General features: G+C 40.5%; 16 protein-coding genes. 13 read left to right on the plus strand and 3 right to left on the minus strand.

Annotated elements, in window-relative coordinates; all coding sequences use genetic code 11:
• The first annotated feature begins 3 nt into the window (after positions 1 to 3).
• Together ilvD and ilvA are read left to right on the plus strand one after the other, a co-directional pair.
• On the plus strand, positions 4 to 1854 hold the full coding sequence (gene ilvD, locus GTH25_RS00905) for a dihydroxy-acid dehydratase (RefSeq protein ID WP_075674045.1): 1851 nt from the start codon (positions 4 to 6) through the stop codon (positions 1852 to 1854).
• 2 nt (positions 1855 to 1856) lie between these two features.
• On the plus strand, positions 1857 to 3431 hold the full coding sequence (ilvA, locus tag GTH25_RS00910; protein ID WP_075674046.1) for a threonine ammonia-lyase, biosynthetic: 1575 nt from the start codon (positions 1857 to 1859) through the stop codon (positions 3429 to 3431).
• Here ilvA and ilvY read toward each other — a convergent pair.
• Complete coding sequence (ilvY, locus tag GTH25_RS00915) at positions 3417 to 4304, minus strand: HTH-type transcriptional activator IlvY (RefSeq protein ID WP_075674047.1); 888 nt, start codon at positions 4302 to 4304, stop codon at positions 3417 to 3419. The two genes, ilvA and ilvY, sit on opposite strands and share 15 nt — an antisense overlap.
• A gap of 170 nt (positions 4305 to 4474) precedes the next feature.
• Here ilvY and ilvC point away from each other — a divergent pair, with 170 nt between their 5' ends.
• Entirely contained in the window at positions 4475 to 5950 is a 1476-nt protein-coding gene (gene ilvC, locus GTH25_RS00920) for a ketol-acid reductoisomerase (RefSeq protein ID WP_075674048.1), read from the plus strand.
• 304 nt (positions 5951 to 6254) lie between these two features.
• Positions 6255 to 8279: a DNA helicase Rep gene (gene rep / locus GTH25_RS00925; RefSeq protein WP_075674049.1), complete on the plus strand. Its 2025-nt coding sequence runs from the start codon at positions 6255 to 6257 to the stop codon at positions 8277 to 8279.
• 77 nt (positions 8280 to 8356) lie between these two features.
• Here the strand turns inward: rep and gppA are convergent, their stop codons facing one another.
• Both gppA and rhlB read right to left on the minus strand, forming a co-directional pair.
• A complete protein-coding gene (gppA, locus tag GTH25_RS00930; protein ID WP_075674050.1) occupies positions 8357 to 9865 on the minus strand; it encodes a guanosine-5'-triphosphate,3'-diphosphate diphosphatase in 1509 nt (502 codons plus the stop codon).
• A 3-nt stretch (positions 9866 to 9868) separates the two neighbouring features.
• Positions 9869 to 11173, minus strand: a complete 1305-nt coding sequence (gene rhlB / locus GTH25_RS00935) for an ATP-dependent RNA helicase RhlB (RefSeq protein ID WP_099660302.1) — start codon at positions 11171 to 11173, stop codon at positions 9869 to 9871.
• A 119-nt stretch (positions 11174 to 11292) separates the two neighbouring features.
• On the opposite strand from rhlB, the gene trxA reads away from it, so the two are divergent.
• The 9 genes from trxA to rffC all read left to right on the plus strand — a co-directional run bounded on the left by trxA (position 11293) and on the right by rffC (position 21198).
• Positions 11293 to 11619: a thioredoxin TrxA gene (gene trxA, locus GTH25_RS00940; RefSeq protein WP_006535838.1), complete on the plus strand. Its 327-nt coding sequence runs from the start codon at positions 11293 to 11295 to the stop codon at positions 11617 to 11619.
• Between the two features lie 566 nt (positions 11620 to 12185).
• Positions 12186 to 13445 carry a transcription termination factor Rho gene (gene rho / locus GTH25_RS00945; RefSeq protein ID WP_023583649.1) on the plus strand — a complete coding sequence of 420 codons (1260 nt, stop codon included), beginning with the start codon at positions 12186 to 12188 and terminating at the stop codon, positions 13443 to 13445.
• A 407-nt stretch (positions 13446 to 13852) separates the two neighbouring features.
• A complete protein-coding gene (gene wecA / locus GTH25_RS00950; RefSeq protein ID WP_036939595.1) occupies positions 13853 to 14941 on the plus strand; it encodes a UDP-N-acetylglucosamine--undecaprenyl-phosphate N-acetylglucosaminephosphotransferase in 1089 nt (362 codons plus the stop codon).
• Positions 14942 to 14965: 24 nt separating this feature from the next.
• Positions 14966 to 16024 carry an ECA polysaccharide chain length modulation protein gene (wzzE, locus tag GTH25_RS00955; RefSeq protein WP_099660301.1) on the plus strand — a complete coding sequence of 353 codons (1059 nt, stop codon included), beginning with the start codon at positions 14966 to 14968 and terminating at the stop codon, positions 16022 to 16024.
• A gap of 126 nt (positions 16025 to 16150) precedes the next feature.
• Complete coding sequence (gene wecB, locus GTH25_RS00960; protein ID WP_069369918.1) at positions 16151 to 17281, plus strand: non-hydrolyzing UDP-N-acetylglucosamine 2-epimerase; 1131 nt, start codon at positions 16151 to 16153, stop codon at positions 17279 to 17281.
• The gene (gene wecC / locus GTH25_RS00965) at positions 17278 to 18540 is read left to right on the plus strand and encodes a UDP-N-acetyl-D-mannosamine dehydrogenase (RefSeq protein WP_099660299.1); all 1263 of its coding nucleotides are present in this window, start codon (positions 17278 to 17280) and stop codon (positions 18538 to 18540) included. Before wecB ends, wecC begins: the two co-directional genes overlap by 4 nt.
• On the plus strand, positions 18537 to 19604 hold the full coding sequence (rffG, locus tag GTH25_RS00970; RefSeq protein WP_098944023.1) for a dTDP-glucose 4,6-dehydratase: 1068 nt from the start codon (positions 18537 to 18539) through the stop codon (positions 19602 to 19604). The genes wecC and rffG overlap by 4 nt, the downstream gene beginning before the upstream one ends.
• A gap of 21 nt (positions 19605 to 19625) precedes the next feature.
• Positions 19626 to 20507: a glucose-1-phosphate thymidylyltransferase RfbA gene (gene rfbA, locus GTH25_RS00975; protein ID WP_075674228.1), complete on the plus strand. Its 882-nt coding sequence runs from the start codon at positions 19626 to 19628 to the stop codon at positions 20505 to 20507.
• A complete protein-coding gene (gene rffC / locus GTH25_RS00980; RefSeq protein WP_164530268.1) occupies positions 20485 to 21198 on the plus strand; it encodes a dTDP-4-amino-4,6-dideoxy-D-galactose acyltransferase in 714 nt (237 codons plus the stop codon). The genes rfbA and rffC overlap by 23 nt, the downstream gene beginning before the upstream one ends.

Below are 21198 nucleotides of genomic sequence, written 5' to 3' on the forward strand. Positions count from 1 at the left end.
AAAATGCCTAAATACCGTTCAGCGACAACGACACATGGTCGTAATATGGCTGGAGCCCGTGCCTTATGGCGTGCAACGGGAATGACTGATGCTGATTTTGGTAAACCCATTATCGCTGTTGTGAATTCATTTACGCAATTTGTACCAGGTCATGTGCATCTGCGGGATTTAGGAAAACTCGTTGCTGAGCAAATTGAAGCAGCTGGTGGTGTTGCTAAAGAATTTAATACTATTGCTGTTGATGACGGTATCGCAATGGGGCATGGCGGTATGCTTTACTCTTTGCCATCCCGTGAACTTATCGCAGACTCTGTTGAATATATGGTTAATGCGCACTGTGCTGATGCGATGGTGTGTATCTCAAACTGCGACAAGATCACTCCAGGAATGTTAATGGCGTCTTTACGTTTAAATATTCCGGTTATTTTTGTTTCGGGTGGCCCTATGGAAGCGGGTAAAACGAAGCTTTCAGACCAACTGATCAAATTAGATCTGGTTGATGCCATGATCCAAGGTGCAAATCCAAATGTCAGCGATGCGGATAGTGAACAAATCGAACGATCGGCTTGCCCAACGTGCGGATCTTGTTCAGGTATGTTTACCGCAAACTCAATGAACTGTTTAACAGAAGCACTGGGATTATCTCAACCAGGAAATGGCTCATTACTTGCAACACACGCAGATCGTGAAAAGCTATTTATCAACGCAGGCAAGCGCATTGTTGAATTAACCAAGCGCTATTATGAAAAAGATGATGAGTCCGCATTACCACGCAATATCGCTAAAAAAGAAGCCTTTGAAAATGCGATGATCTTAGATATTGCAATGGGGGGCTCGACAAATACTGTTCTGCATTTATTGGCTGCCGCGCAAGAAGGTGAGGTTGACTTCACGATGGAAGATATCGACAGACTTTCTCGCCAAGTACCTCATTTATGTAAAGTAGCACCAAGTACACAAAAATATCATATGGAAGATGTTCACCGTGCAGGTGGAGTTATGGGTATTTTAGGTGAATTAGATAGGGCCGGATTACTTAACCGTAATGTGAATAATATCTTAGGGCTGAGCTTGCCAGAAACATTAGCGCAATATGACGTAATGTTAACGCAAGATGAGCAAGTAAAATCGATGTTTCAAGCGGGCCCTGCTGGTATTCGTACCACGAAGGCATTTTCTCAAAATTGTCGTTGGCCAACCTTAGATACCGATCGTGAAAACGGGTGTATTCGCAGTAAAGAGCATGCTTATAGCCAAGATGGTGGATTAGCGGTTTTATCGGGTAACTTAGCCGTAGATGGTTGTATTGTAAAAACCGCAGGCGTTGATGAAGATAACTTAATTTTTAGTGGCCCTGCAAAAGTATACGAAAGCCAAGATGATGCTGTTGAAGCTATCTTAGGTGGAACAGTCGTGGCTGGCGATGTGGTAATTATTCGCTACGAAGGTCCTAAAGGTGGGCCAGGTATGCAAGAGATGCTGTATCCAACCTCTTATTTAAAATCAATGGGATTAGGTAAAGCTTGCGCACTTATCACTGACGGACGTTTCTCTGGTGGAACATCAGGTTTATCTATCGGACATGTTTCCCCTGAAGCTGCAAATGGTGGTGTAATTGGTTTAGTGGAAGAGGGTGATATCGTCTCTATCAATATTCCAACTCGTGAAATTTCATTAAAGGTAGATGATAAAACGTTATCTGCTCGCCGTGATGCACAAAATGCTCGTGGTGATAAAGCGTGGACACCAAAAAATAGACAGCGCCAAGTTTCGTTTGCCTTACGCGCTTATGCGTCTTTAGCCACTAGTGCCGATAAAGGCGCGGTGCGTGATAAATCTAAATTAGGGGGCTAAGAATGGCTGCCTTTAGACCTTTAAATTCAGCGCCAAGTAGCGCTGAATATTTAAAAGCGGCGCTGAGCGCACCGGTTTATGAAGCTGCAATAGTCACTCCTCTTCAAGAGATGACAAAAATCTCTGAACGTTTAGAGAATACCATTTTAGTTAAGCGTGAAGACCGACAGCCTGTTCATAGCTTTAAACTACGTGGTGCTTATACCATGATTGCTGGGCTGACTCCTGAACAAAAAGCGAAAGGTGTTGTGACGGCTTCTGCGGGCAACCATGCTCAAGGTGTTGCGCTGTCAGCGAATCGAATGGGTGTAAAAGCATTAATCGTGATGCCAGTAGCAACGGCGGATATTAAAGTTGATGCTGTTCGCCAATTTGGTGGAGAGGCATTGCTTTATGGAGCCAACTTTGATGAAGCAAAAGCGAAAGCTATCGCGCTGTCTGAAGAGATGGGATACACCTTTGTTCCGCCATTTGATCATCCAGCTGTCATTGCAGGACAGGCAACACTGGCAATGGAACTCTTACAACAAGATGTTCATCTTGACCGTATTTTTGTACCAGTTGGTGGTGGCGGTTTAATTGCTGGGGTGGCGGTATTAATTAAACAGCTTATGCCAGAAATTAAAGTTATTGGGGTTGAAGCTGAAGATGCCGCATGTTTAAAAGCCGCATTAGAGGCTGGACACCCTGTCGAATTAGCTCGAGTAGGCTTATTTGCAGAAGGTGTTGCCGTTAAGCGTATTGGTGATGAAACTTTTCGTTTATGCCAAAAATATGTTGATGATGTAATAACTGTTGATAGTGATGAAATTTGTGCTGCAGTAAAAGATTTATTTGAAGATGTGCGTGCAATTGCAGAGCCTTCAGGCGCATTGGCATTGGCTGGGCTTAAAAAATATGTCGAAGAACACCAAATCAAAGGTGAGCGTCTAGCGCATGTGCTTTCTGGTGCAAATGTGAATTTTCATGGACTACGTTATGTCTCTGAACGCTGTGAATTAGGTGAAAAACGCGAAGCATTACTTGCTGTGACAATCCCTGAACAAAAGGGCAGTTTTTTACGTTTCTGTCAGATCTTAGGTCAACGTGTTGTCACCGAATTTAATTATCGTTATAGCGATGCAGATCCTGAAAATGCACGTATTTTTGTTGGCGTACGTTTAAGTCAAGGACTTGCAGAGCGTAAGGAAATTTTGCGTGAACTTACGACTGCTGGTTATCAAGTGGCTGATTTGTCTGATGATGAAATGGCAAAACTTCATGTGCGTTATATGGTCGGGGGCCGTCCTAATAAGCCGCTTAAAGAGCGTTTATTTAGTTTTGAGTTTCCTGAATCACCGGGTGCTTTATTGAAGTTTTTAAAAACATTAGGGACTTATTGGAATATCACGTTATTCCACTATCGTAGCCATGGTACTGATTATGGACGTGTGCTGGTGGCATTTGAACTGCCCGAAACAGAAGGGCGTTTCGAGCGACATTTAGATGCATTAGGTTATGAATATCATGATGAGACAGGAAATCCCTCTTTTCAGCTATTTCTGTCACCACAAACGACAAGTTTAGTCGTGGAGTAACCGCCAAAAAGCACTGATCACAGGCTCTTGAAGGCGTTTGTGTAATCCGCAAACGCCTAACTCGAAAGGTTCTACCATTGAAATATTATCCAATGAAGAGATGCGATTACGAACGGGCTCAGGGCAGTTATCAACGACAACTTGTGGGATAAGTGCAATACCACAACCTAACGCAACCATTGAGACAATCGCTTCATGCCCTGAAACAGTCGCATAAATTAAAGGATTATGGATACGGTGGCGTTTAAACCATAATGCAATTCGTTGTCGCGATGGGCCATGCTCAGGAATGATAAATGGAATATTGAGCCAATCGGGTTTTTCTTGTGTTGCAAGATGGCGAACATTGCAAGGCAATGCCGGAGCAATCAACACTAATGGAATTTCACCTATTTTTTCAAAGCAGATATTTTCGGGAAGCTTTTCAGGTTTTCCTGCAATACCTAAATCAGCTTCATCAGATTGCACTTTATCGACCGCATCAGCCGCATCTCCTGTGGTGAGTTTTATTTCAACTAATGGATTTTCTGCACGAAAACGGTCAAGAATGGGTGGCAAATGGCTGTAAGCCGCTGTTACAGAACAAAACAGGCGTAGCTCACCCGAAAGGCTGGGGCTATTTTGATTTAGCGTGTGCTTAAGTTGCTTATATTGCAATAAGGTTTGTTGAGCATAGCGTTTTAGCTGTTCACCCGCATCGGTGAGAGTCACTTGTCGGTTATCACGTAAAAACAGAGGGTGGCCTAAGCTTTCTTCAAGACGTTGAATTTGACGAGAGAGCGTAGAAGGGCTGACGTGCATCGCTTGTGCTGTCTTGGTGAAGTGACAACTTTCAGCTAAGTGCAGGAAGAGTTTGAGATCACGAATATCCATTGTCAGCCACCTTAGGTGATAAAAAATAACGTTGCATTTTTTGCAACACTGTCTTGTAAATATATCAATTTAAGCAATGGCTTTCATCCCATATAGTAAAGTCATGCAACACCTCACTGAGAGTGAGGATAATAATAGCAAACACATACACAACGATTTTGGAGTCTTCTATGACAAACTATTTTAATACATTGAATCTGCGTCAGCAGTTATCGCAATTAGGTAAATGTCGCTTTATGTCACGTGAAGAATTTGCTGATGAAGCAAATTACCTGAAAGGCAAAAAAGTCGTTATTGTTGGCTGTGGTGCTCAAGGTCTTAACCAAGGTTTAAATATGCGTGATTCAGGTTTGAATATCGCGTATGCCTTACGTCAAGAAGCGATTGATGAAAAACGTGCATCATGGCGTCGTGCAACTGAAAACGGTTTTGAGGTTGGAACCTATGAAGCGTTGATCCCTCAAGCTGATTTAGTTGTTAACTTAACGCCAGACAAACAACACTCAGCTGTTGTTCAAGCTGTTCAACCGTTGATGAAATCAGGTGCTGCATTAGGTTACTCACATGGTTTTAATATCGTTGAAGTTGGCGAAAAGATCCGTGATGACATCACCGTTGTTATGGTTGCACCAAAATGTCCAGGTACTGAAGTTCGTGAAGAATATAAGCGTGGTTTTGGTGTTCCAACACTGATTGCAGTTCACCCTGAAAATGATGCAAAAGGCGAAGGTATGGCTATTGCGAAAGCATGGGCTGCTGCAACAGGTGGTCATCGTGCGGGTGTTTTAGAGTCCTCTTTCGTTGCTGAAGTAAAATCAGACTTAATGGGTGAGCAAACTATTCTGTGCGGTATGTTACAAGCTGGCTCGCTGTTATGTTACGACAAGATGGTTGCTGATGGCGTTGAGCCGGGATATGCGGGTAAGTTGCTGCAATTTGGTTGGGAAACCATTACGGAAGCCTTGAAGCAGGGTGGTATCACCTTGATGATGGACAGATTATCTAATCCAGCAAAAATGCGTGCTTACGCATTATCAGAGCAACTGAAAGAGATCATGGCTCCACTGTTTGCAAAACATATGGACGATATCATTTCAGGTAAATTCTCTGAAACTATGATGGCTGATTGGGCAAATGATGATAAAAACTTGCTGACATGGCGTGAAGAGACTGGAGCAAGTGCATTTGAAAATTATCCTGAATATGAGGGTAAAATCAGTGAGCAAGAGTATTTTGATCATGGTGTATTAATGGTTGCGATGGTTAAAGCTGGTGTTGAATTAGCTTTTGATACCATGATTGAAGCAGGGATCTTTGCAGAGTCAGCTTATTATGAATCACTGCATGAGTTGCCATTAATTGCAAATACCATTGCTCGTAAGCGTTTATATGAAATGAATGTGGTTATCTCTGATACTGCTGAATATGGTAACTATCTGTTCTCATTCGCGGTTGTTCCTATGTTGAAAGAGTTTATGACAACATTGCAACCTGGCGATTTAGCGAAGAAAGTTCAAGATAATGGAACAGATAACGCACAATTACGTGATATCAATGAAGCCATTCGTCAGCATCCAATTGAAGCCGTAGGTAAAACGCTGCGTGGGTATATGACGGATATGAAGAAGATTGCTGTTGCCAACTAATTTTTCAATTTTTCGTCGCTCTTTACGCGATAAGTGTGTTGGCTACACTCGGTTACCCAAGTCATATACTAGTGTATGCTCCTTGGGATAACCTCTTTTGCCACCTTCTTCTCACGTAAATAACTTAGAAAAATAAGCGAAAAGTGAAGGTGAAATTTTTTTGAAAGCCGTATTTCTTAATGGAATACGGTTTTTTGTTTTTATAGTGTGAGAAAAATTGAAAGAGGGAATACTCAAGACTTTGATCGCTTTCTGCTACAATTATCCCCCGTTATGTTCTTGGTTAATGAAGTTTGGAAAAAGTATGCGATTAAACCCTGGTCAACAAAAAGCAGTAGAATATGTGTCAGGCCCTTGTTTGGTTTTGGCAGGTGCCGGATCGGGTAAAACACGGGTTATTACCAATAAAATTGCACACCTCATTCGTCAATGCCAATATCCAGCAAAGCAAATTGCGGCGGTTACATTTACCAATAAAGCTGCACGTGAAATGAAAGAGCGTGTTGCTCAAACTTTAGGTCGCCAAGAAGCGAAAGGATTAATGATCTCAACGTTCCATACATTGGGATTAGAAATTATTAAACGCGAATATAAAGCGTTAGGTATTAAAGCTAAATTTTCATTGTTTGATGATCAAGACCAATCTGCATTACTTAAAGAATTAACGGCTGATTTATTAGAAGAAGATAAAGATTTACTTTCTCAATTAAAGAGCCAAATTTCTAACTGGAAAAATGACATGCTCACGCCAGATCAAGCAATAGGAATGGCGAGATCGCAGCAAGATCATACATTTGCCGAATGTTTTCGACGCTATGAGCAACATCTGCGTAGTTGTAATGTGCTCGACTTTGATGACCTAATTAGCCGACCAACTCTGTTATTACGCACAAATGAAGAAGTCAGAGAGCGTTGGCAAAGACGTATCCGTTATTTGCTGGTGGATGAATATCAAGATACAAATACAAGCCAATATGAATTGGTCAAATGGCTGGTCGGTGAAAGAGCTCGCTTTACGGTTGTAGGTGATGATGATCAATCAATTTATTCATGGCGTGGTGCTCGACCTCAAAATTTAGTGCTATTACAAAAAGATTTTCCACAACTTAATGTGATTAAGCTTGAGCAAAATTATCGTTCTTCTGGGCGTATTCTAAAATCAGCGAATATCTTAATTGAAAATAATCCCCATGTTTTTGAAAAACGGTTATTTTCAGAATTAGGTTACGGTGATGAACTACGGGTTTTAACTGCTAATAATGAAGAGCATGAAGCAGAGCGTGTGGCTGGCGAATTAATTGCTCATCATTTTATTAATAAAACCAATTATAAGGATTACGCGATCCTTTATCGTGGTAATCATCAGTCTCGTATTTTTGAAAAATACTTGATGCAAAATCGTATACCTTATCGTATTTCAGGTGAAACCTCTTTTTTCTCAAGGGAAGAGATAAAAGATATTCTGGCCTATTTGCGAGTGATTACCAATCCTGATGATGATGCGGCATTTTTACGTATTGTGAATAAGCCTCGTCGTGAAATCGGCCCTATGACGATCCAAAAGTTAGGCGAGTGGGCAAAAGTTCGAGATAAGAGCTTATACAATGCCTGTTTTGATTTGGGATTAGGTCAAACCTTAACAGGTCGAGGATTAAATTCATTACAAGCATTCTCTCAATGGATGTCACGTATAGTGCAAAAATCAGAACGAGAGCCACTGTTAGCTGTACGTGATTTATTACATGAAATGGATTATGAAAGTTGGCTATATGAAACCTCAAGCAGCGCAAAAGCGGCTGAAATGAGAATGAAAAATATTAATCAACTATTTTTGTGGATGAGTGAAATGCTTGAGGGTGATGAATTACATGAGCCTATGACGCTTTCTCAAGTCGTTAACCGTTTTACCTTGCGCGATATGATGGAGCGAGGAGAAACAGAAGAAGAATTAGATCAAGTTCAGTTAATGACATTACATGCCTCTAAAGGTCTTGAGTTTCCTCATGTATTTTTAGTGGGTATGGAAGAGGGTATATTGCCACATCAAAGTAGTATTGATGAGGATAATGTAGAAGAAGAAAGGCGTCTTGCTTATGTTGGGATTACCCGTGCACAAAAAACACTCACGTTTACGTTATGTAAGGAAAGACGTCAATACGGTGAATTAATCAAACCCGACCCAAGCCGTTTTCTTTATGAGTTACCTCAAGATGATTTGAATTGGGATACTAATAAAAAGAAAGTGTTAAGTGCTGAAGAAAAACAAGAGAAAGGGCAAAAAGGTGTTGCGGGATTAAGGGCTATGTTGGCAAGACACAAACCTGAATAGTATAAGGTTTGGTATATAAAATGAACCCCTTGGCATATTGATGTTCAAGGGGTTTTTATTTTTGTATAAGCAAAAAATTAACTTATACGAGAGCTATTTTGTTCTTCAATCATTAAAGACCAATGGACATAACTCTGAAGTTGGATCTCTTCTTGGAGATTTTCAGCCCGTAATGGATGCTCATTAAGCCATTGATATGGCAGTGTAATAATGAGTTTTTCATCTTCCGTACGTAATCGTAATGCAGGGAGAGTATCATCACGGCGGCGGCTAGCAAAAATGATGGCTAATCGCAGTAAACGCACCAGGCGATTGGCTTGAGTTATCGGTAGTGCGTTTTGATGATTAAGGGGCGCAAGATCGATGATCCCTGTTTGGTTTTTTAGCAAAGAAGCCAATAAACGTCGTTGTGCAGGTGTGTATCCTGGTAAATCAAGATGAGAGATCAGATAGCTTGCATGTGAAGGTGCTTGGCGAAAATCGACACTTAGGCCAATTTCATGCAAAGCACTGGCGCTGTTAAGTAATTCTCGACAACGATTATCTAACTGCCAACCTTTGCTGACTTGGATAAAAAAGTGTTCCGCAAGTTGCTGGACCCGGTGTGCTTGCTCAATATCAATCTGAAACCGACGCTGGATATTACGAAGAGTACGTTGGCGGATATCTTGCTCAATAGGAAGATGCAACATTCCATAGACTAAGCCTTCTCGTAATGCGCCACCAGCTAAGATCATATTGTCGATATGTAACGTTTCAAATATGGCGATTAAGATAGCAAGCCCACTCGGAAACACTAAGGCTCGTTCAAAAGTAAGCCCTTCAATTTCCAGCTCTTCTAGTTTCCCACACTCAATAGCTTTGTGTTTGAGTCGCTCAAGCTTAGGTAAGGTGATTAATTCATCCATACCCTGAGCAATCATAATCTCTTGCAACGCTTGTACAGTACCAGAGGCACCTACACACACTTGCCAGCCTTGCTCAATTAATTTATCCGCCACTGGGGCTAGTATCGCTTTGGCTGCGTCTTGTGCTTTAGCAAAATTTTCTTGAGTTAAAGAACGGTCAGTAAAATAGCGCTCTAACCAAGTTACACAGCCCATACTTAAGCTCATTAATTGCGTCGTTTTAGCGCCAGTACCTGTAACCAATTCTGTGCTGCCACCACCAATATCGACGACTAAACGTTGCTCTGCACCACCAGTGGTATGTGCAACGCCACGATAGATAAGGCGTGCTTCTTCCTCACCACTAATAACATGAACAGTATTGCCCAATATTTCAGACGCTTTTGCGACAAAAATATCTGCATTTTTAGCAATACGTAATGTGGCTGTTGCGACGACTCTGATTTGTTCAGCCGGAATATCACGTAGATATTCAGAAAAAAGTCGTAAACATTGCCAACCGCGTTCCATTGCCTGCTCTGACAATTCATTTTCACTATTTAGGCCAGCAGCGAGTCGAACTTTACGTTTCACGCGAGAAAGGACTTGTATAGAGCCCGCGATTTCTCGAACGACTAACATATGAAAACTGTTAGAACCTAAATCAATAGCAGCATAAAGTGATGAGGATTTCAGCATAATTTATGGATGACTCGGGCGTTTATTTCGGTTGTTACGTTGAGTATTATTTCCTCTGTTATTTCGCGCCGGCGCATTGTTGCGACGAGGCTGACTTTGGCGAGGACGGTGACGGCGTTTAGGCTCAGGAAGATCTGCTAATAACGCATCACTATTATATTTACTCACGGGAATAGCATGTTGAATATAGGTCTCAATAGCAGGTAAATTCAGCGCATATTCTTCACATGCAAGGCTGATTGAGTTACCACTATTTCCAGCACGTCCTGTTCTACCAATACGATGAACATAGTCTTCACAGTCATCAGGTAAATCATAGTTAAAAACATGTGTTACTGATGGAATATGAAGGCCTCTAGCAGCAACGTCAGTCGCAACCAGAATATCAATATTACCTTGGGTAAAATCTTCTAAAATGCGTAGACGTTTTTTCTGAGGAACATCACCGGTTAATAAGCCAACACGGTGCCCATCTGCGGCAAGGTGCGCCCAAATGTCGTCACAACGATGTTTTGTATTGGCAAAAATGATACAGCGATCTGGCCATTCTTCTTCAATCAATGTTTGAAGAAGACGCATTTTTTCTTCATTTGAAGGATAAAAGAGTTCTTCTTTTATGCTAAAACCTGTTTTTTGTTCAGGTTCAACTTCAACATATTCTGGATTATTCATCTGCTCAAAAGCTAGTTCTCTTACACGGTAAGAAAGTGTTGCAGAGAACAGCATATTCATACGCTCAGCCGCAACTGGCATACGACGGAAAATCCAACGAATATCTTTAATAAAGCCGAGATCGTACATTCTGTCAGCTTCATCAAGTACCACAACTTGGATTGCGTTAAGGTTAATATGGCCTTGCTTAACGTAGTCAATTAAACGGCCTGTTGTGCCAATAACAATATCGACACCATTATTTAATACTTTGAGTTGTTCGTCATAGCCATCGCCACCGTAGGCGAGACCCATTTTAATCCCTGTATTTTGCGCAAGCTCTTTAGCATCAGAATAGATCTGTACGGCTAATTCGCGTGTTGGCGCCATAATAAGTGCACGAGGTTGATTAGTTTCATGCCCTTCTTTAGCAGGGTGCGTTAAAAGATAATGAAACGTTGAAGTTAAAAACGCCAACGTTTTGCCTGTTCCTGTTTGGGCTTGCCCGGCAATGTCTTGACCTTTCACAGTGATAGGTAACGTCAATGCCTGAATTTGTGTACAATTAGAGAACCCTTTTTTCTCAAGGGCTTCTATCACTTTTGGATGCAAGGCGAAGTCGGAAAACTTCTTTTCTGTCAAATATGTTTTGCTCATAATGTAATAGAATATCAGTTATGGGTTGCATTACAAAAGTTTATCCGCTGAAATGCAGACAGACTTTTGTTATTTAATGTTACACTGGTACGGTCAATATTATTCTTTGGAGTAGAACAATGAGCGATAAAATCCTTCACTTATCTGACAGCAAATTCGATGCTGATGTATTAAATGCAACCGGCCCTGTGCTCGTTGATTTCTGGGCTGAATGGTGTGGCCCATGTAAAATGATTGCTCCTATTCTAGATGAAGTTGCAACAGAATACGCTGGTAAATTAACAGTTGCGAAGCTAAACATCGATCAAAACCCGCTGACAGCACCAAAATACGGTATTCGTGGTATTCCTACACTGATTTTATTCAAAAACGGTGCAGTTGCTGCGACTAAAGTAGGCGCATTGTCAAAAACTCAGCTGAAAGAGTTTTTAGACGAAAATATCTAATTTGATTTAGATATCAAAAATAAAGTAGGACGTTTAGACCTTGTCAGTATTTCTGTTATTGACCGCTAGACGTCCGCTTCGAAGCATGATAAGTTAGCGCCACTTACTTACATAATATATCGGATCTACTTGTCAATATGATTAGACACGATTAAATAAGTCTGAGATATTGAATATCAAGCGTACAAAGTAATAGAATTGAATAACATGATATGATATTTAATCTAATATGATATTTAATATAAGTAATCTGAATTCATCTAACCAGTCAAGTTGCCTTAGAATAATCTATAGTATTCAAGGGATATAAACTTTTCCAAAGTATGTTCCTAACCCATAAGTTGAAAGTACACTCATGCATCGCGAAAATGAATGTCACTTCTCTGGGATAAAGCAGACTGGTCTAATAGTATTAACACTCTCTAACATTATCATTTTAGTTATACCCTTATGTTAGAAAGTTATAATCTGTAATTTTACACATGACGAAACTGACAGCGATTCGCTGTTATACTATTCACGTTCATAGTTCGAGAGTTACCCCGAGTTATTAAGAACCCACCATTATGAATCTTACCGAATTAAAAAATACGCCGGTATCAGAACTGATAGCACTTGGCGAAAATATGGGGCTAGAGAATCTGGCTCGAATGAGAAAGCAAGACATTATTTTCTCTATCTTGAAGCAACACGCGAAAAGTGGAGAAGATATTTTCGGTGACGGTGTGCTGGAAATATTGCAGGATGGCTTCGGCTTCCTACGTTCCGCAGACAGTTCCTACCTTGCTGGTCCCGATGATATCTACGTTTCTCCAAGTCAAATTCGCCGTTTTAACCTTCGCACTGGTGACACCATCGCAGGGAAAATTCGTCCTCCTAAAGAAGGTGAACGTTATTTTGCCCTTCTAAAAGTTAATGAAGTTAACTTTGATAAACCAGAAAATGCCCGCAGTAAAATCCTCTTTGAAAACTTAACACCTTTACATGCTAATAATCGTTTACGCATGGAACGTGGTAATGGCTCTACAGAAGACTTAACCGCGCGTGTTCTTGACTTAGCGGCGCCAATTGGCCGCGGTCAACGTGGTCTTATTGTTGCTCCACCAAAAGCAGGTAAGACTATGTTGCTGCAAAATATTGCAGCAAATATTGCTCATAACTATCCTGATTGCGTATTAATGGTACTTCTGATTGATGAACGTCCAGAAGAAGTGACAGAAATGCAACGCTTAGTAAAAGGTGAAGTTATTGCTTCAACCTTTGATGAACCAGCTTCTCGTCACGTACAAGTTGCAGAAATGGTGATTGAAAAAGCGAAGCGTCTAGTTGAGCATAAAAAAGACGTTATCATCCTGTTAGACTCCATCACACGTTTAGCGCGTGCTTATAACACCGTTGTTCCTTCATCAGGTAAAGTGTTAACAGGTGGTGTGGATGCAAACGCATTACATCGTCCTAAACGTTTCTTCGGTGCGGCTCGTAATGTTGAAGAAGGTGGTAGCTTAACTATCATTGCAACAGCATTAGTCGATACGGGTTCTAAGATGGACGAAGTTATCTACGAAGAATTTAAAGGTACAGGTAATATGGAATTACACCTGTCTCGTAAAATTGCTGAAAAACGTGTTTTCCCTGCGATTGATTACAATCGTTCTGGTACACGTAAAGAAGAGTTACTGACGTCTCAAGATGAGCTACAAAAAATGTGGATCCTGCGTAAAATTATTCATCCAATGGGTGAGATTGACGCAATGGAATTCCTCATTAATAAGTTAGCAATGACTAAGACAAATGAAGAATTCTTCGACTTTATGAAACGTTCATAAAGTGTATTAACAAAGTGATTGAGCTGAGAATAGGATTAAAATATTAAAATAGTGTGCTCTGTTACAGAATAAGTAATATCACCTCAATTTATATGCTGTTAAGCTCGTTTACTTTGTAAGAATGACGATATGATGAAAACGCCACAATAGTTTGTGGCGTTTTTTGTTTTTTATGGGTGTAATTTAATTTTAGATTGCAATATTTTAACCGGATGTTGGTATATATATTGCATGTTTTGGTAATTGATAAAAATAGCGATGGCATCAATAAAAATAGTTAAGGAAAACTTATAATTGATGAAGGGTGGTGGGTTTTGAATAAACTCGTCGTGGTGAGGCTGGAAAAAATAATAAAAACACATGGAAGCGTAAAATAACCAGCTATATTTATTATAGAGAACCGTACTGTGGATATACTAAAAATGAGCACAAGCGTTTTTTATGTGTTCTTATTTTCTTTCGCATTTTTATTCTTGGCTCGTAAAATTGCAAAGAAAATTGGACTCGTGGATAAACCGAATTATCGTAAGAAACATCATGGATTGATCCCTCTAGTCGGAGGAATATCAGTCTATTTTGGTATTGTTTTCGCATTTTATATTTCAGATATTTATATTCCTCATAAGGAATTGTATCTGGCATGTGCGGGACTTCTTGTTTTTATTGGCGCATTAGATGATCGCTTCGATATTAGCGTCAAAATTAGAGCAACAATCCAAGCTTTTGTTGGGATCGTGATGATGGTAGGAGCAGGATTAAAACTTGACACTCTGGGTCATGCTTTTGGTCCTTGGGAAATGCATTTAGGGCCTTTTGGCTATATTGTTACACTTTTCGCTGTTTGGGCAGCAATCAATGCCTTTAATATGGTTGATGGTATTGATGGGTTATTAGGTGGCCTTTCTTGTGTCTCTTTTGGCGCGCTTGGTATTTTATTATATCAAGGCGGTAATTCAGCTCTCGCATTCTGGTGTTTCTCATTTATCGCGGCAATTTTACCTTATATCCTTTTAAACTTAGGGGTCTGTGGTAAAAAATTCAAAGTCTTTATGGGAGATGCGGGAAGTACATTGATTGGATTTACCATTATTTGGTTATTGGTCGCGTCAACACAAACTCAGCCCCGTCCTGTTAAGGCAGTAACTGCATTATGGATAATTGCTATTCCACTTATGGATATGGTGGCAATTATGTATCGTCGTTTACGCAAAGGGATGAGTCCTTTCTCTCCAGACCGTCAACATATTCACCATTTGATCATGCGTGCAGGTTTTACCTCTCGCCAAGCCTTTATTTTAATTACTGTGGCTGCTGCGCTATTAGCCGCGATTGGTATTATCGGTCAAAACCTATCATTTGTCCCTGAATGGTTCATGTTGGCATTATTCTTGCTTGCATTTGTTATGTATGGTTATTGCATTAAACGCGCGTGGCGAGTCGCTCGTTTTATTAAACGACATAAGCGTCGCTTACGTAGAGCAACACAACAGCATTAATATAAGCAGAGGTTTTTTAACGTGATGAACTCGGAAAATAACGCCTCCCGACAGGGTGAACAGCCAGATAATGAACTCGATATTCGAGGTCTTTTTTGTGCACTTTGGTCAGGCAAAAGCTGGATTATAGGGTTCGCTCTGCTTTTTGCAGTGATTGCACTCGGTGCATCTTATTTGATGCAACCTAAATGGAGCGCAATCGCAATGACAGAGAAACCAACGATTAATAACTTAGGCAGTTATTATTCTCAATCTCAGTTCTTGCGCAATCTTGATACACAGATTAATCCATCAGCACAAACCCCAGCTTTAACTATTTCAGATGAAGCTTATCAAGAGTTTATTACTCAAATCGCGGCGTTTGATACACGTCGTGAGTTTTGGTTGCAAACGGATTATTTCAAACAGCGCAAAGAGAGTGATGAACAGGCTAATGCCGCGTTATTGGATGAATTAATTAACAATATTCAATTTACGCCTGCTGATGAGAAAAAATTAGTTAATGATCAACTGAAACTCATTGCGGAAACATCAAAAGAAGCGAGTCAATTATTAAATGAGTATATTGCTTTTGCTAATAAGAGAGCATCTGCTCATCTTAATGATGAAGTGATAACTGCTTGGGCAACTAGAACTCAATCAATGAAAGCACTAGTTAAACGCCAAGAAATGGCGGCTCAATCTGCGTATCAACGACAAGTTAACTTATTAGAGCAATCAATCAAAGTAGCTGAGAAACAAGGTATTTCTCAAAAACAAACATCGATTGCAATTGATGAGTTACCAGATTCTAAATTGTTTCTGTTAGGTGTTCCTCTGTTGCAATCACAGCTAGAAACTTTAGTGGCAACAGGTGCTGATTTTGATAGTGATTATGATCAAAATACGGCAATGTTAGCGACCCTTGCTGTGGGCGCAAAATTACAAGATAACTTCCAAACTTACCGTTTTCTACGTACTCCTGAAGATCCTGTGAAACGTGATAGTCCTCGTCGTGCATTTATGATGGTACTTTGGGGCGCTATTGGTGTTTTAGCGGGTGCAGGTGTTGCATTAGTAAGACGCAGTTCATTAAAAAAATAATAATTAAATTTTGTCATTAATGACAATAACGAGACATCAGGTGTTTCGGCACCTGATGTACTAAGTATAAGGGCATATTGCTTTCCCAAAAATAAGCGATATAACAATGAAAAAAAGAGAGCCACTGTGAAAGTGTTGACTGTTTTTGGCACACGCCCTGAAGCGATAAAAATGGCACCTTTAGTGCACGCTTTAGCAAATGATGATTCGTTTGAAGCGAAGGTATGTGTTACGGCCCAACATCGAGAAATGCTTGATCAGGTATTAAATCTTTTTGAGATCAAACCAGATTACGATCTCAATATTATGAAACCAGGACAAGATTTAACGGATATTACCTGTCGTATTTTAGAAGGGTTAAAACCAGTATTAGCGTCATTTCAACCTGATGTTGTTTTGGTACATGGTGATACAACAACGACCATGGCAGCAAGTTTAGCCGCATTCTATCAACGAATTCCTGTTGGCCATGTGGAAGCTGGGTTACGTACTGGCAATCTTTATTCCCCTTGGCCTGAAGAGGCAAACCGTACTATTGCAGGGCATCTTGCAATGTATCACTTTGCACCAACAGAAACTGCAAAATTAAATTTGGTGCGAGAAGCGGTTGCGGATAAAAATATTTTTGTCACAGGAAATACGGTAATTGATGCGTTGTTTTGGGTAAGTGACAGAGTGATGGGCAATCAAACACTCTTAAATGAGCTTGCTGTAAACTATCCATTTATTCAGCCTGATAAGAAAATGATCTTGGTAACAGGGCATCGTCGAGAAAGTTTTGGTGGTGGTTTTGAACGTATCTGCCAAGCTTTAGCTGAAATTGCATTAGCACACCCAGATGTAGAAGTTGTCTATCCTGTTCACTTAAATCCTAATGTGAGTGAACCGGTTCAACGTATCCTTCATGGTATTGATAATATTAAATTAATACAGCCACAAGATTATCTCCCATTCGTTTATTTAATGAATCATGCTTACCTTATTTTGACCGATTCTGGTGGAATTCAAGAAGAAGCCCCTTCATTAGGTAAGCCAGTTCTTGTAATGCGAGACACAACGGAGCGCCCAGAAGCTGTTGAAGCGGGCTCTGTTCGCTTAGTGGGAACAGATACTAAACGTATTGTTAGCGAAGTAACCTCTTTATTGACAGACGAAAACGCGTATCACCAAATGAGTAAGGCGACAAACCCTTATGGTGATGGTCATGCCTGCCAACGTATTCTTGAAGCATTGAAAAAAAATCAGGTGACATTATGAGTTTTGAAACTATTTCTGTTATCGGCCTCGGCTACATTGGTTTACCTACAGCGGCAGCTTTTGCCTCTCGTAAAAAAAGCGTCATCGGTGTTGATGTTAATCAGCATGCAGTTGATACGATAAATAAAGGTCAAATTCACATTGTTGAGCCTGATCTTGATAAAGTCGTTAAACAAGCGGTTGAAGAAGGCCATTTAAAAGCCTATACCACGCCACAGCCAGCAGATGCTTACCTTATTGCTGTACCTACACCATTTAAAGGTGAGCATGAGCCTGATTTGGCTTATGTTGAAGCAGCAGCACGCTCTATCGCACCTGTATTGAAAAAAGGTGATCTTATTATTCTAGAATCAACCTCACCAGTTGGCTCTACTGAAAAAATGGCTGAGTGGTTAGCGGAAGCTCGCCCAGACTTAACATTCCCTCATCAACAAGGTGAAGATGCTGATATCGATGTAGCTTACTGTCCTGAGCGTGTATTACCGGGTCAAGTGATGATTGAACTTATCCGCAATGACCGTGTTGTGGGTGGTATGAATCGTAAATCATCAGAGCGTGCAAGCGAGTTATACAAAATCTTCCTTGAAGGTGAATGTGTTATTACTAATGCACGTACCGCAGAAATGTGTAAGCTAACTGAAAATAGTTTCCGTGATGTTAATATTGCGTTTGCTAACGAATTATCACTGATTTGTGCTGACCAAGATATCAATGTGTGGGAGCTAATTAGTTTGGCGAACCGCCATCCTCGCGTCAACATTTTACAACCAGGCCCAGGCGTTGGCGGGCATTGTATTGCCGTTGACCCTTGGTTTATCGTGTCACAAAATCCAAAACAATCTCGTTTAATTCACACTGCCCGTTTGGTCAATGATGGCAAACCAGTGTGGGTTATCGATCAAGTTAAAGCCGCTGTTGCTGATTGCCTTACTGAAACAGGTAAACGTGCAAACGAAATTAAGATTGCCTGCTTTGGTTTAGCTTTTAAGCCTAATATCGATGACTTACGTGAAAGCCCAGCAATGAATATCACTAAACAAGTCGCTGATTGGCACAGTGGTACGACATTCGCAGTTGAACCTAATATTCATGAATTACCAACAAAATTGAAAGGGATCACAGAATTAGTATCAATAGAGCAAGCATTGAAAGATGCGGATATTGTCTTAATGTTAGTTGATCATCAACAGTTTAAAGCGATCCCCGGTAGTAAAGTTACTCAAAAATGGATTGTAGATACTAAAGGAGTATGGCGTTGAAACGCATTCTAGTTACAGGTGGAGCCGGTTTTATCGGCTCTGCTGTTGTTCGACATATTATTGATAACACCAATGATAGCGTTGTTGTGGTGGATAAACTGACTTATGCCGGTAATTTAGAGTCATTAGCAACCGTAGCTGACAGTGAACGCTATGCCTTTGAGCAAGTCGATATCTGTGATAGAGCTGAGCTTGATCGCTTATTTGCTCAATATCAACCAGATGTTGTTATGCACTTAGCGGCAGAAAGCCATGTTGACCGTTCTATCGATGGCCCCGCTGCATTTATTGAAACCAATATTGTGGGTACTTACACCTTATTGGAAGCAGCTCGCCATTTTTGGCAAGTGCTACCTGAAGAGAAGAAAACGGCATTTCGTTTCCACCATATTTCAACAGATGAAGTGTATGGCGATTTAGAAGGTACAGATGATTTCTTTACTGAAACTACGCCTTATGCACCAAGTAGCCCATATTCTGCGTCTAAAGCTTCAAGTGACCATTTAGTTCGTGCTTGGTTGCGTACTTACGGTTTACCAACTGTGATCACGAACTGCTCGAATAACTACGGCCCTTACCATTTTCCTGAAAAGTTAATCCCATTAATTATCTTAAATGCGATTTCAGGAAAACCATTACCTGTTTATGGTAAAGGTGAACAGATCCGTGATTGGCTCTATGTTGAAGATCATGCTCGTGCCCTCTATTTAGTCGCAACAACAGCAACACCGGGTAAAACTTACAATATTGGTGGACACAATGAGCGTCGCAATATTGATGTTGTTAAAACGATTTGTGCGCTGTTAGAAGAGTTATATCCAGCAAAACCAGAAGGTGTTGCTCAGTATGTCGATCTCATCACTTATGTGAAAGACAGACCAGGTCATGACCTGCGCTATGCAATTGATGCAGCGAAAATTGAAGCTGAATTAGGTTGGAAACCAGAAGAGACATTTGAATCTGGCATTCGTAAAACTGTTTTGTGGTATTTAAATAACGAAACTTGGTGGAAACGAGTGTTAGATGGCTCTTATGCAGGTGAACGTCTAGGGCTTGGGAACTGATTAAGTAAAGAAGGATAAATGATGAAAGGTATTATTTTAGCGGGTGGCTCGGGTACACGACTGCATCCGATAACCAAAGGGGTATCGAAGCAATTATTGCCTATCTATGATAAACCCATGATCTATTATCCGCTTTCAGTTCTGATGCTCGCTGGTATTCGAGATATTTTGATCATTACAACACCAGATGATATGACCTCATTTCAGCGTTTATTGGGTGATGGTTCTGCATTTGGTGTTCATCTTCAATATAAAATTCAGCCATCTCCTGATGGCTTAGCCCAAGCCTTTATTTTGGGTGAGGAATTTATTGGTGATGATCATTGCTGTTTAGTTTTAGGCGATAATATCTATTTTGGTCAAGGGTTTAGTCCAAAACTGAAACAAGTTGCACAACGTGAACGTGGTGCAACAGTCTTTGGTTATCAAGTTATGGATCCTGAACGATTTGGTGTTGTTGAATTTGACGATGATTTTAAAGTGTTATCGATTGAAGAAAAACCAGAACAACCTAAATCTAATTGGGCTGTCACGGGGCTGTATTTCTACGATAACCGAGTGGTTGATTTTGCCAAACGAGTCAAACCTTCGATTCGTGGTGAATTAGAAATTACGTCGATTAATCAGATGTATCTTGAATGTGGTGAGCTTAATGTTGAACTACTCGGGCGTGGTTTTGCATGGTTAGATACCGGAACTCACGATAGTTTAATTGAAGCCAGTACCTTTGTTCAAACTGTTGAAAAACGCCAAGGATTTAAAGTGGCGTGTCTTGAAGAGATTGCTTGGCGTAATGGTTGGCTCAGTGATGATCAAGTAAGAGAAAGCGCAAAATCACTGTCTAAAACCGGTTATGGTCGCTATTTATTGGATTTATTACATGTCCGTCCTCGCCAATATTAATTATCTTGAGTGGGAAAGTGAGTATTTTTCCCTCAAAACAGGGCGTCTTGAGTTTGATACACAAGCGCCCGTGTTAACAGACGAACAGCTTGATGTTTTTGCTGTGGTTCAAGCAAAAGTCGCATCTCATGAGCTTTCTCTCATCGATAAACTTAGCCAATTAGGTTTTCAATTTGCGGAAGGTGAAATTGATTTTAAACTTTCAATTGGCACAGAAAATGCTTGTAAGAAAACGACGGAATATTGTTTTAGAAAAGCCAATGAAGATGATATCGATTTATTGATGGCAACGGCTTCAGAGGCTTTTGTACAAAGTCGTTTTAGAACACCTTGGTATCAAGAAGGTGATAGCAGTCGTTTTTATGCATTATGGGTTAAAAAAGCGGTGTTAGGCACATTCGATGATATTTGCTTACTGACTTATGATGCTGAAAATAATGTCAGTGGTTTTGTCACTTTACGCCGTCTATCTGAAAATGAAGCAAGAGTGGGATTACTAGCGGTAATGCCCAACAGAATAGGACAAGGCATTGGTAAACAACTGATGTCGGCCGCGAAGTTTTGGTGTCAACAACAAGGTGTTTCGACCTTATATGTTGCAACACAGATCAGCAATATTGCAGCTTCGCGTTTATACACACACAGTGGGGGCCTAATAGAGAGCACCACTTATTGGTTATACAGGGGATAA

It is taken from the genome of Proteus terrae subsp. cibarius (assembly GCF_011045835.1).
In the GTDB taxonomy this organism is placed as follows: domain Bacteria; phylum Pseudomonadota; class Gammaproteobacteria; order Enterobacterales; family Enterobacteriaceae; genus Proteus; species Proteus cibarius.